This window comes from Marinomonas sp. TI.3.20, from assembly GCF_038155025.1.
Classification (GTDB): Bacteria; Pseudomonadota; Gammaproteobacteria; order Pseudomonadales; family Marinomonadaceae; genus Marinomonas; species Marinomonas flavescens.
The window spans coordinates 82,510-95,152 of sequence record NZ_JBAKAS010000003.1 but is presented as its reverse complement, the minus strand read 5'-3'; the positions used below and the strand labels follow the sequence as shown (position 1 = coordinate 95,152).

The following is a 12,643-nucleotide window of genomic DNA, read 5'->3' as shown; positions in this document are numbered from 1 at the left end:
TTTAATAGTCTTTTATCACCATTTTTTATTTTCATGTATTCAGTGTTTCTTTCACCCTAGTAATAGGGAAGACTGAAAATGTCAGATTACCATAGGACTTGTCAATATAAAGCCGCCCAATCGCTTGTTTTTTGTCGATCTGAGAGAGAAAAAATATTAGTTTTTGAATGATCGTTGCTAGGTACTGATAAGCTCCTTATACTTGCTTAATGGCTAATAAAACACCTTCTAAATCTCCGCGTAAGTCTATGACTTCAAAAACGAAAAAAACATCAAAAAGCAAACCTAAACGTTCCTTTTTTGGTAAATTTTGGCGCTTTATTTTCAAGTGGGGATTGATCCTCGCTTTGCTAGGAAGCTTACCTTTTGCAGGCTGGGTTTGGTGGCTTGATCAAAAAGTAACTTCTCGCTTTGAAGGGCAGAAATGGCAAGTGCCCTCAGAAGTATACAGTGCGCCTATTTATCTTAAAAATGGCGCACCTTGGAAAAAAGAAGACCTTGAAACCCTGCTTAAAGAAACCGGCTATCGATTCGGTCGTAATAGCCAGAAAGTAGGTTGGGCCGCTCGTAGCCAAACTAAGGTAAGCGCTAACTTACGCTCTTATGTTGATTATTCAGGTTATCACCCTAGTGAACGACGTATTTTTTCCTTTGAAGATGGCAAGCTTGCGATTCACTCTTTGAGTGGTGACTCGGTTGAAGAGGCCAGCATTGAGCCGCAACGTATTGGTTTTCTTTATGGCGGTAATACTGAGCGTCGTGAAATCCTTTCCTATGACGATATTCCTAAACCTCTTATTGAGATTTTAACCACAGTCGAAGACAGAGATTTCTATTCTCACTGGGGCATTTCGCCTACCGGTATTGCGCGCGCGGCGTGGGTTAATTTCACCCACGGATCTCGTCGCCAAGGAGGTTCGACGTTAACGCAGCAGCTTGTTAAGAACATGTTTTTGAGTTCGGAACGGACCTATACTCGCAAGTTAACCGAAGTCGTGATGAGTTTACTGTTGGAATACCATTATTCAAAATCGGCCATTATTACCGCTTATATGAACGAGGTGTATCTAGCTCAAGTTGGTAATGAAGGACTTCATGGTTTTGCGGCAGCGAGTCAGCATTTCTTTGGTCGCCCTTTGAAAGAGTTGAATATTGATGAGTTAGCGCTGTTAGTAGGTATGGTTAAAGGACCGTCCATTTATAATCCAGAGCGCCATCCTAAGCGCGCATTGTCACGTCGTAATACGGTGTTAGCTATTTTGAAGGATCAAGGGCGTCTTACTCAAGGCGATTATAATGTCTTGAGAAAACAGCCCATTCGCCTTGCTGATAAACATAAAGAACGTTCTGTTTATGGTGATTATCTTGACCTAGTTTCCATGCAGCTTTCTCGTGATTTTGATCAAAAGACACTGGCCACTAAAAATTTACGTATTTACACCGGTGTTGATATCAGAGCGCAACAGGCCGCCAGCGAAGCGATGCGCCGTCAAGTATTAGCCATTAGTCGTAGTCGCCACCTAAAAGGGCTTCAAGGTGCTATGGTAGTCACCGATCGAATTAACGGGCAAGTACGAGCAATTGTTGGCTCGAGTGATAAGTATTATTCGGGGTTTAACCGGGCGCTTGGTGCTGTTCGTCCAATTGGTTCTTTGGTTAAACCTCCTCTTTATATGTCTGCTTTGGCTACTGGAAAATATACGTGGTGGTCGAAGATTGATGATAAAGCCCTAAGGTTTGATATTGCTGGAAAGATTTGGGCACCAGAAAACTATGATCGTAAAACCCATGGAATGGTCCATCTGTATGAAGCGATGGCGAGGTCTTATAACTTAGCGACCATAAACCTAGCGCAACAGGTAGGGTTTGACCGTGTGGGAGATACTTTACGTCAATTAGGTGTTAAACGACCTTTTACTATGCATCCTGCGATGGCATTAGGGGCGTTAGAATTGTCTCCTTTTGAAGTCGCTAGAATGTATCAACCTATTGCTTCTCAAGGGAAAAGCAGTGAGTTGGGAGTGGTTCTGGCGGTTATGGATCAAAAAAATAGGCTTCTGAAACGTTTTGATCTATCAACTCGTGTTCCTTTTACTGATGCACTATTAGCCGTCACCTTAGATGGTATGACTAAAGTGCCGGAAATGGGCACCGCAAGAGCGGCTCAGCGTCGTTTTCCAGATCTTAAGTTCGCTGCGAAAACAGGAACGACTAATGACCTACGCGATAGCTGGTTTGAGGGTATTACAGGGGATTATGCCAGTACAGTTTGGCTCGGTTTAGATGACAATAAGCCAATGAATATAACTGGTGCGACGGGGGCTCAGAAGGTGTGGATAGATTTTACCGCGCACACCAATCCTCGTTCGTTACCAGAAACTTTGCCAACAGGTGCTGCGCGTTATAATGTGTTAAAAGACGAATTTGAAATCGCCGCAGATCGTTGTGACGACAAAGAGTCATTGGCGTTCGTTCTAGGAACGCAACCAACGTCTTCATCGTCTTGTCTATGGCCATTTTAATGTTGATAAATTAATGATGTTTTGTCTTTATAGAAAAAAGCGTTACTTTTACAGGTTAAACTTCGTAGGCGATTGTTTCCTAAAGCGTGTCTTATGTTGTTGTATGTTTTAAGGAGCTCTCGCTTTATGTGGCTACAGAAAACGGTACTTTTTTGTTTAATGAATAGTGTTTTTTTCAGTGGTTTTTCCTTCGCATCTGAAATAAGTGAAGAACCGGGTGGTGAATGTTCTTCACTGACAGCCACAGGCAATCCTGAATATCCCCCTTTTCTTTGGCGCGGCAATAACAAAGATGACCAGCTCCTTGGTGCTAATAAAATCATTATTGATGAGTTGAGTCGTCGCATTAATATCCCAATCACTTTGAAAAGCGTAGGGCCTTGGTCTAAGGCCTTATCAGCAGTGAAAAACGGGCGAGTTGATATGATAGCTGGCGCCTTTTACACCAATAGTCGGGCGAGCTATATGGACTATTTTTATCCTGTTATGCTGCATACAACGAGTGTCGTTTGGCAGCGTAAGGGAGAAACCTTTCCTTTTCACTCTAAGAAAGATTTACAAGGGAAATGGGGAGTGACTGTTATAAGTAACAGCTTTGGGCAGGCTTTTGACAGTTATGCACGGCAAGATTTGAATATCTTGTCTGTTGCTAGTTTGTCTAATGCTTTTCAAATGCTGATGGCGGACAGTGTGGATTATGTTCTCTATGAAAAAAATCCAGGCATTGCCTATGTCACTATGCTTGGTTTACAAAAGCAAATCACTTACGAATCCCCTTCAATAAGCAGTGAAGGCTTGTATCTGACTTTGTCAAAAGCATCATCTTGTAATACGGTGGCTATTAAACAAAAAATCGCTATGGCATTGAGTCAGATGCACAAACAAGGTATCGCCGAAAAAGCATTGTTTGATGGCATTAAAGAATGGCGTGCATTTCAGACAACAGACATAGCTTTACTCAAGAAATAAATATCGAGCTAATGTTCTTTTTCGCTCGATATTTTTTATTTCTTCACTGTTTATTGTATTAAATTTCGGTACAGTTGAGCCCATTTTTCCGTGGTTTTCTCCCAACTAAAATCATAACTCATTGCATTTTTCTGTTTCTGTTGCCATGCATTAATATCATCAAAGCAAGCTAAGCAGCGCTCCATTGCCTCGTAAAGAGAGTTCGCGTCAGCGTGATCAAAAACAAAACCATTATGCAAATCGCCTTGCTCAAATACGGTATCTGCTAAGCCACCTGTTTTTCTTACTAGCGGCAAAGTGCCATATTTAAGAGCGTAAAGTTGAGTTAAACCACAGGGCTCAAATCGAGATGGAATGAGTAGGGAGTCAATGCCTGCTTGTAAGCGATGGGAGTAAGCTTCATCGTACCCGATTCTGATGGCCACTTGATGTGGGTATTGACGTTGGAGTTCGTTATAAGCCTCTTCTAACACTTTATCTCCGGAGCCTAATACAATTAGCCTAACGCCTTTTTCTAACATGCTTGGAATGGCACTTAGAATTAGGTCCAAACCTTTTTGTTCGGTTAAGCGACTAACAATGCCAAAAACAAGTTTGGTCGGATCTTCTGACAAACCGTTTTCTTTTAGCAGTGCGAGTTTATTATCAAGTTTCTTCTCGATAGAATCGATGGAATAGTTTTGTTTGATTAATGGATCTTTTTCAGGCGACCATAACTCATAATCTACACCATTTAAGATGCCGTGGAGTTTATACCTCATGGCTCTTAGTGTGCCATCTAGTCCGTCACCATACTCACTGGTAAGAATTTCTTTGGCGTAAGTTGGGCTTACTGTCGTAATTGAGTCTGCATATACCAACCCCGCCTTTAATCCAGAAAAGCGGCCATAGAACTCAATGCCATGAATATCAAGCAATTCTCCTGACAATCGCATGTCAGGAAATTGATTCATATCAAAACTGCCGTTATAACGTAAATTATGTACGGTAGTGACAATAGGAATGTGATTCATTTTCCAGCTCTCAAGATAGGCTGCTGCAAAGCCAGTTTGCCAATCATTAAGGTGGAGTACATCGGCTTGCCAGCCTAGTAAGTTACCGTGTTGAGCGAGCATTGCAATAGCCCAAGAAAAAGCCCCAAATCGTATATGGTTATCGGGGTAGTCGACACCATTTTGGTCTACATAAGGTCCACCATCACGTTCAAACAGTGTTTGACATTGCACTAAGAAAATAGGAATGTCGTCTTCTGTGGTACGTGTTTCGAGCAGGATTAAGTCGCCAACACCAAATGGATCTCCCAAGTTGGTGCTGTTATGAATAGGTTCGACTTTTTCTAATATTCCTTTGTAGGCAGGCATGATAAGTTTTACATCATGTCCTTTTGCTCTCAGAGCGGCGGGCAAAGCACCAGCCACGTCAGCAAGTCCACCTGTTTTGATTAGCGGGTATATTTCGGATGCAGCAAAAAGGATTCTCATCATCTTGTTATCTTATTGATTCAGCATGGTAAGGATAGTATACCTAAAAATAATTCGGTGTAGCGTTAGCAGATAACTAATTAAGGGTAAATTATGGATTTAAATACCGCTTGTATGAAAACCCTGTCAATCATCTTGGCTGGCGGAAGGGGCTCAAGATTGAAGCAGTTAACGGACAACCGTTCCAAACCTGCTGTCCCCATTGCTGGGAAGTATAAAATTGTCGACTTTCCTCTCTCTAATTGTATCAACTCAGGCATGCGTCGTATTGCTGTCTTGACTCAGTATCGTTCTCATACTTTAAACCAGCATATCCAACGAGGCTGGAACTTCTTACGTTCTGATTTTAATGAATTTATTGAACTTTGGCCGGCTCAGCAACAAACAGGCGGTAATTGGTATCAAGGTACTGCGGATGCGGTGTATCAAAATTTAACGATGATCGACGGTTTAGAAAGTGAATATGTTCTTGTGTTAGCTGGGGATCATGTTTACAAACAAGATTATAGCATCATGCTTAAAGAGCATATTGAGAGCGGTGCGGACGTCACTGTTGCCTGCATCGAAGTGCCTATTCATGAAGCGGATCAATTTGGCATTATGCATATTGATGAACAGGACAATATTATTGCTTTTGAAGAGAAGCCTTCGGCACCACCCACTATGCCAGGTAATCCAAATGTGTCTCTTGCTAGTATGGGGATTTATATTTTCAGCACCAAGTTTCTTTGCAAGCATTTAAGGTCTGATGCAATTGATTCCGCATCAAGCCATGATTTTGGGAAGGATCTTATTCCTCTCTTTGTTGGGCATAGCAAGATTAAAGCGCATCATTTTTCAAATAGTGTTGTGCAGAATGTAAGCTATCCAAACAAGCCTTATTGGCGTGATGTAGGAACCTTGACTGCTTATTGGGAATCCAATATGGATTTGACTAAATTGGTCCCTGAGTTGGATCTTTATGATGAAGATTGGCCTATTCGTACAGCCCAATATCAGCGCCCTGCAGCGAAGTTTAATTACAATTATGAAGAGCGTATTGGTACGGCGTTAAACTCAGTTGTATCAGCTGGTTGTATTGTGTCAGGTTCTACTGTCGAACAATCTATTCTATTTAATAATGTGCGGGTAAATTCTTATTCACATGTGAATAAATCAGTTATTTTGCCGCGTTGTGATATCGGCCGTCATTGTCGCCTCAATCGTGTCGTGGTTGATTCCGACTGTCAAATTCCTGAAGGAACGGTTATCGGTGAAGATGCGGTAGCAGATGCTTCACGTTTTTATCGTAATTCTGACGGAATCACTTTAGTCACTCAGGATATGATTGAAGCATTATCTAAAGGATAGCGTTTCATTTTACTTGATGAGCTTAATTTAAGCCGCCTTTGAAGCGGCTTTTTTTTGTCAAATGAATGGTTAAATAAGAACAATTAAGTGATCACCTGCGCTTTAGACCTTGAAAATTCGTTTTTTGGTCGCATTTTCTAAAGAGTTCTAGGTTATCCCCGCATGCTGTGGATAACCCTATTAGTGACTGTGTGATAACTTTCGTTAACCTAGTAATGGCGCCACTTTGAGCTAAGGTGTTCATTTCTTCTTCATATGCTCACAAGTTATCCACTTATTGCTATTTTGAGTATAAAAACTTTTAGATTTGATAAAGGAATTTTCATGTTTACTGGCATTGTCCAAGGTGTGGCATCGGTTAAGTCATCTGAAACGGTAGGTCGTAATAAACGTCTCAACATTCTCTTTCCTGTTGGCTCTATGCAGAATCAACAGCTAGGTGCCAGTGTTGCAATCAATGGGGTCTGTCTCACGGTATCTGCATTGGCTCATGATGTACTGACGTTTGATGTTATTGATACTACATTGGCATTAACCAATATTGGCTTATTGGGTGCAGGCGATTCTGTTAATTTTGAGCGTGCTGCAAAAGTGGGTGATGAAATAGGTGGTCATCTTATGTCAGGCCATATAATGACGTCAGTGACAGTATCCCGTATAGAGCAGGTTGCTGAAAGTGTTCACATTCGTTTTACAACGGATCGTCAGCAAGAAGTCGATGCAAGACGTTATTTGTTTGATAAGGGTTATGTTGGTTTAAATGGCTCTAGTTTAACCATTAGCAATGTAGGAGACGATTGGATCGAAGTGTCGTTGATTCCAGAAACATTGCGCTTGACGACGTTTGGTCAACTGTCCGTGGGTGATAAAGTGAATTTGGAAGTTGATACACATACTCAAGCAACCGTTGATACGGTTGAGCGAATTTTAAAGGAACGTGGTGTGGTGTTGCCTTAGTCATGTAACTCATGGGGAATTTAATATACGCGTTAGACTATCTAATATGGGTTGTTTTATCGCGGTAACAGAAAGTAGTCATACTTTTAAATAAATGGAGTAGTTGGTTGATTTTCGGTAGAATGCTCGCCAATTTCTATTCTGAGAATCTGTTGATAAATCATTCGGTATGGGCTTTTAGCGAGCCTGTTGCGAGCATAGCTGGTTATGACCAGTAAAAAAACTGCTGGAACCGTCGATTATGAACCGTTATCCAACCAAATGTCGCTTTTAAAGTGTGAGTAAATAGTGTCTTCAAATAATCTCAAGCACATACGCAATTTTAGTATTATCGCCCATATCGACCATGGTAAATCGACCTTGGCAGATCGCTTTATTCAAACCTGTGAAGGCTTGAGTGAACGTGAAATGTCAGCACAAGTTCTTGATTCTATGGATATAGAACGTGAACGTGGCATCACGATCAAGGCTCAGAGTGTTACCTTGGACTATCATGCGAAAGATGGCAAAACCTACCAGCTTAACTTTATCGATACACCGGGACACGTTGACTTTTCGTATGAAGTCTCACGCTCTTTAGCCGCGTGTGAAGGGGCTTTATTGGTGGTTGATGCGGCACAAGGTGTAGAAGCTCAGTCGGTTGCTAACTGTTATACCGCGATAGAGCAAGGCCTTGAAGTTATGCCTGTGCTTAATAAAATTGATTTGCCTCAAGCCGAACCAGAGCGGGTTTGTGAAGAAATAGAAGAGATTATTGGCATTGATGCAGTTGATGCGGTGACGTGTTCCGCTAAAACAGGTGTTGGTGTCGATGATGTTCTTGAGCGTCTTGTGGCCACTATACCACCACCAGAGGGTGATATTGACGCGCCTCTTCAAGCGTTGATTATTGACTCTTGGTTCGATAATTACCTCGGTGTTGTTTCCCTTGTTCGTATTAAAGAAGGGACTCTGCGTAAAAAAGACAAAATCTTCATTAAATCTACAAAACAAACTCACCTTGTTGATATGGCTGGTATTTTTACTCCTAAACGTAAAGAAACAGGGGTACTAAAAGCCGGTGAAGTAGGTTATGTCGTAGCAGGTATTAAAGACATTCATGGTGCGCCAGTAGGTGACACGATAACGCATTCAACAACACCCAATGTTCCTCAGCTTGCGGGTTTCAAAAAAGTAAAACCGCAAGTCTATGCAGGATTGTTTCCCGTTAGTTCTGATGATTATGAGGATTTTCGAGTCGCGTTGGATAAATTAACGCTAAACGATGCATCATTATTTTTTGAACCTGAAAGCTCCGATGCGTTGGGTTTTGGGTTTCGTTGTGGCTTCCTCGGTATGCTGCACATGGAAATTATCCAAGAGCGTTTAGAGCGTGAGTACGATCTAGATTTGATTACAACGGCACCGACAGTGGTGTTTGAAGTTGAATTGAATAATGGTGAAGTACTTAATGTGGATAGCCCTTCAAAAATGCCTGATCCCGGTACTATTAAGGAAATGCGCGAGCCGATTGTCGAAGCGAACATTCTTGTTCCTCAAGAATTTTTGGGCAACGTGATTACCTTATGCGTTGAAAAACGTGGTATTCAAAAAGACATGTTATATGTAGGTAAGCAAGTTCAATTACGCTATGAATTGCCAATGAATGAAGTGGTAATGGATTTCTTTGATAAATTGAAATCTTGTAGTCGTGGTTTTGCCTCTCTAGATTATAGTTTTTCCCATTTTAGCCCAGCGCCATTGGTTCGTTTGGATGTCCTTATTAATGGTGAGCGCGTTGATGCATTAGCTCTCATTATGCATAAAGATAACGTCCAATATAAAGGTCGCGCTCTGTGTGAAAAAATGAAAGAACTGATTCCTCGTCAAATGTTTGATGTGGCAATACAAGGGGCTGTTGGTGCGAAAGTTATTTCTCGTACTACGGTCAAAGCATTGCGTAAAAACGTAATTGCTAAGTGTTATGGCGGTGATGTAAGTCGTAAGAAAAAATTGTTACAGAAACAGAAAGACGGTAAAAAGCGCATGAAACAGGTTGGTAATGTCGAAGTGCCACAGTCTGCGTTTCTTGCTGTATTACAAATCGATAGCTAATTGTCACGACATTAGGCTTGGCGTGTTATGCACGCTTTTATGGAGACAGATGTATGGGTTTTGATTTCGAGTTAATATTAACCATTGCTTTTTTAGTAACTGGCGCCTTTTGGCTGTTTGACCGTATTGTGTTTTTGCCAAAACGTAAGGCAATATTGGCCGAAATGCCACCAGAAGTACGTACTGCTTTGAACAAAAATGATGCGCAATTATTGGCGAATACACCAAAGTATGTGGCTGAGGTTAAATCCTATTTTGTCATTATTGCGGTTATCTTCTTTTTGCGTTCTTTTGTTGTTGAGCCGTTTCAGATTCCATCTGGCTCTATGTTGCCAACGTTAAAAATTGGCGATTTCATTTTGGTGAATAAGTTTGACTACGGCATTCGTTTGCCCGTGCTTAATACAAAAATCATCGAAACGACAGAGCCGAAACGTGGTGATGTAGTGGTATTTAAATACCCTCGTGATCCTAGTCTAAACTATATTAAGCGTTTAGTTGGCCTACCAGGTGATGTGGTGAGCTATCATAATAAAATCTTAACCATTAACGGCAAACAGGTTAGTAAGGATTTACTGGCAGAACTACCAACATCTTTAAATCCAAATCAAGAGCCTGTTCGTGTTTTTAATGAAGATTTAGGTGGTAAAAAGCACGAAATTTATAACAATTATTACCCGAACCCTCTTGAGGGTGATTGGATTGTGCCGAAAGGTCATTATTTTGTTATGGGTGATAATCGAGATAATAGTGCAGACAGCCGAGTATGGGGCTTTGTACCAGAAGCAAATCTAAAAGGTCGTGCTTTTTATGTATGGCTTCATTGGAATAAGTTTTTGAGTATTCCAAGTTTTAAATATAATGGTTTGATTGAATAAGTATTTTGGAGAAATTTTGAGTGCACTGTATCAGAAGTTGTGTCGGCGTATAGGTTACTTTTTCGCTGACCTTGGACTGCTTGAATTAGCGCTAACACACCGCAGTTTTGCGGGTAAAAATAATGAACGTCTAGAATTTCTAGGCGATTCTATTCTTAATTATGTGATCGCGGAAGACTTGTTCCATCGGTTCCCTAAAGCAAAAGAGGGAGAGCTGAGCCGACTTAGGGCGTCTTTAGTAAAGGGCGATACCTTAGCTGAATTGGCACGTGAGTTTCAGTTAGGTGATTACCTTAAACTGGGTGCCGGTGAGTTGAAAAGCGGTGGATTTCGTCGAGACTCTATTTTAGAAGACGCGGTTGAAGGCATCATTGGTGGTATGTATTTGGATGCCGGCATGGATGTTTGTCGTGAACACATATTAGCTTGGTATAAAGAACGTTTAGATGCTACGTCATTAAAAATTGTGACTAAAGATGCAAAAACACGTTTACAAGAGTTTCTTCAGGCTAGAAAACACGCACTTCCTATCTATGACGTTGTGCAAATTGTTGGCGAGCCACATGATCAAACCTTCTTTGTGCATTGTCAGATAGAATTATCTGATAAGCCAATCGAAGGCAAAGGTAATAGTCGTCGAATTGCAGAACAAAATGCGGCGGCTAAAGCCCTTAAACAATTGGAAAAGAAATAATGTCTGATGTTGAAATAACTCACTGTGGCTATGTTGCTATAGTAGGACGCCCAAATGTTGGTAAATCAACATTGTTGAACCATATTTTAGGACAAAAGCTTTCGATTACTTCTCGTAAGCCTCAGACAACGCGTGATCAAATTTTAGGCGTAAAAACAGAAGGGCATCTTCAAGCTATTTATGTTGATACGCCTGGGTTACATATAGGTGAAACAAAAGCGATTAACCGCTTTATGAATAAAACCGCATCAGCCGCGTTGAAAGATGTGGATGTGATTTTATTTGTTGTGGACGCTGATCGCTGGACAGAAGAAGATGAGTCGGTTTTACAAAAAGTAAAACACGCTCGTTGTCCTGTTGTTTTAGTGGCCAACAAGGTTGACCAAATTGAAAATAAAGATGACATCTTGCCGCGTTTAGCGAATTTATCAGAGCGAATGAATTTTGCGCAAATAGTGCCAATTTCTGCATTACGTAATAAAAATTTAGATCGTCTTGAGCGGTTAGTAGAAAGTTATCTTCCTGAAGGCACCGCGTTCTATCCTGAAGACCAAATTACTAACCGTAGTTCTCGATTTTTAGCCGCTGAAATTGTGCGTGAAAAAATCACCCGTCAATTGGGCCAAGAAGTTCCTTATGAAGTGGCTGTGCAGATTGAAGAATTTGTGTATGAAGAGACGGCTATTCATATAAGCGCGCTGATTTTGGTTGAGCGAAATGGCCAAAAGCGCATCATTATTGGTGAGCGTGGTGATAAGATAAAATTGATAGGTAAAGAAGCGCGTATTGATATGGAGAATTTATTTCAGCATAAAGTTATGTTGAATCTTTGGATCAAAGTGCGTTCTGGCTGGTCTGACGATGAACGTGCATTGGCTAGTTTAGGCTATCAAGAAGAGTAATTTGGTTATCAAAAAAGGCTAAACAGCATGCGTGTTAGTGCCTATGTTATTCATACTCGTCCTTTTCAAGATGGCAAAATCCTTGTGGATTTGCTAACACTTGAGCAAGGATTATTGCGAGGAGTGTGGCGCTTACCTAAAAAAGAGGCTCGGGTAATACCTGGGCCTTTTTTGTGTTTTGAAATTGAGTGTGTGGGCCGTGGTGAGCTGAAAACCATTAAAAGTATGGAGTCTGTTCAAGCTGGCTTTTATCTAGATGGTGTGCCTCTTTATGCCGCTTTGTATATTCATGAGATTTTAGAGCGCTTATTGCCGCTTAATTTACCGCTTCCTGAGATCTATGAACTTTATCAATGGCTAATTAGTAGTTTGCATGCAGGTGTCGCTATTGCCCCTATCTTAAGGCGCTTCGAAGTCGGGTTGTTTGCAGAGCTAGGTGTTTCTATAAACATGGCGTCAACGAGTCGTGGAGAGCCGCTAGATGCAAAGCAAGTGTATCAATTTCATCAGAAATTTGGTCTAAGGCCTTATTTTGGTGAGTTGCCTAAACAGGCACCTCTGCTGTATGTCGAAGGGAAAGTGGCACTTGATTACTACGCAGGGGCGTGGACCAATAAGCATGTGTTGAGTTTGGCTAAAACGTTGCATCGCTCTTGGTTGGATGGCTTATTAAATGGTAAGCCTGTCAGTGCCAGACGATTACTTCCTAAGCAAGAATTTCAAGGTGAACGGTTGAACGGAGTGCCTATTTTTCGAAGCGTATTTTAGTTTGTCGTCTTTGGTGGCTATTGTTTGA

Annotated in this window: 10 protein-coding genes; 9 read left to right on the top strand and 1 reads right to left on the bottom strand. The window is 41.2% G+C overall.

The features are described from left to right. The first annotated feature begins 248 nt into the window (after nucleotides 1–248). Nucleotides 249–2,522, top strand: a complete 2,274-nt coding sequence (locus tag V6259_RS04620; protein WP_341583497.1) for a transglycosylase domain-containing protein — start codon at nucleotides 249–251, stop codon at nucleotides 2,520–2,522. 126 nt (nucleotides 2,523–2,648) lie between these two features. Beyond that, nucleotides 2,649–3,491, top strand: a complete 843-nt coding sequence (locus tag V6259_RS04615; protein ID WP_341583496.1) for a substrate-binding periplasmic protein — start codon at nucleotides 2,649–2,651, stop codon at nucleotides 3,489–3,491. 50 nt (nucleotides 3,492–3,541) lie between these two features. Here V6259_RS04615 and glgA read toward each other — a convergent pair whose 3' ends face one another. Next, entirely contained in the window at nucleotides 3,542–4,975 is a 1,434-nt protein-coding gene (gene glgA / locus V6259_RS04610) for a glycogen synthase GlgA (RefSeq protein WP_341583495.1), read from the bottom strand. A gap of 90 nt (nucleotides 4,976–5,065) precedes the next feature. On the opposite strand from glgA, the gene glgC reads away from it, so the two are divergent. From glgC to recO, 7 genes are all read left to right on the top strand, one after another. After that, entirely contained in the window at nucleotides 5,066–6,322 is a 1,257-nt protein-coding gene (gene glgC, locus V6259_RS04605; protein ID WP_133011958.1) for a glucose-1-phosphate adenylyltransferase, read from the top strand. A gap of 324 nt (nucleotides 6,323–6,646) precedes the next feature. Next, nucleotides 6,647–7,279 (top strand): riboflavin synthase subunit alpha, encoded by a 633-nt coding sequence (locus V6259_RS04600; RefSeq protein WP_133011957.1) that lies wholly within the window; start codon nucleotides 6,647–6,649, stop codon nucleotides 7,277–7,279. A 288-nt stretch (nucleotides 7,280–7,567) separates the two neighbouring features. Next, nucleotides 7,568–9,373: a translation elongation factor 4 gene (gene lepA, locus V6259_RS04595; protein WP_341583494.1), complete on the top strand. Its 1,806-nt coding sequence runs from the start codon at nucleotides 7,568–7,570 to the stop codon at nucleotides 9,371–9,373. A 53-nt stretch (nucleotides 9,374–9,426) separates the two neighbouring features. After that, on the top strand, nucleotides 9,427–10,251 hold the full coding sequence (gene lepB, locus V6259_RS04590) for a signal peptidase I (protein WP_133011955.1): 825 nt from the start codon (nucleotides 9,427–9,429) through the stop codon (nucleotides 10,249–10,251). Nucleotides 10,252–10,267: 16 nt separating this feature from the next. Next, complete coding sequence (gene rnc, locus V6259_RS04585; RefSeq protein WP_133011954.1) at nucleotides 10,268–10,945, top strand: ribonuclease III; 678 nt, start codon at nucleotides 10,268–10,270, stop codon at nucleotides 10,943–10,945. Next, complete coding sequence (era, locus tag V6259_RS04580; protein WP_133011953.1) at nucleotides 10,945–11,847, top strand: GTPase Era; 903 nt, start codon at nucleotides 10,945–10,947, stop codon at nucleotides 11,845–11,847. Before rnc ends, era begins: the two co-directional genes overlap by 1 nt. Nucleotides 11,848–11,874: 27 nt before the next feature. After that, complete coding sequence (gene recO, locus V6259_RS04575; RefSeq protein ID WP_341583492.1) at nucleotides 11,875–12,615, top strand: DNA repair protein RecO; 741 nt, start codon at nucleotides 11,875–11,877, stop codon at nucleotides 12,613–12,615. Nucleotides 12,616–12,643 lie beyond the last annotated feature (28 nt).

What these genes read in the sequence shown, in the direction of transcription:
- V6259_RS04620 (WP_341583497.1), top strand. Translation starts at nt 249, where the DNA reads ATGACTTCAAAAACGAAAAAAACATCAAAAAGCAAACCTAAACGTTCC.
- V6259_RS04615 (WP_341583496.1), top strand. Translation starts at nt 2,649, where the DNA reads ATGTGGCTACAGAAAACGGTACTTTTTTGTTTAATGAATAGTGTTTTT.
- glgA (WP_341583495.1), bottom strand. Translation starts at nt 4,975, where the DNA reads ATGATGAGAATCCTTTTTGCTGCATCCGAAATATACCCGCTAATCAAA.
- glgC (WP_133011958.1), top strand. Translation starts at nt 5,066, where the DNA reads ATGGATTTAAATACCGCTTGTATGAAAACCCTGTCAATCATCTTGGCT.
- V6259_RS04600 (WP_133011957.1), top strand. Translation starts at nt 6,647, where the DNA reads ATGTTTACTGGCATTGTCCAAGGTGTGGCATCGGTTAAGTCATCTGAA.
- lepB (WP_133011955.1), top strand. Translation starts at nt 9,427, where the DNA reads ATGGGTTTTGATTTCGAGTTAATATTAACCATTGCTTTTTTAGTAACT.
- era (WP_133011953.1), top strand. Translation starts at nt 10,945, where the DNA reads ATGTCTGATGTTGAAATAACTCACTGTGGCTATGTTGCTATAGTAGGA.
- recO (WP_341583492.1), top strand. Translation starts at nt 11,875, where the DNA reads ATGCGTGTTAGTGCCTATGTTATTCATACTCGTCCTTTTCAAGATGGC.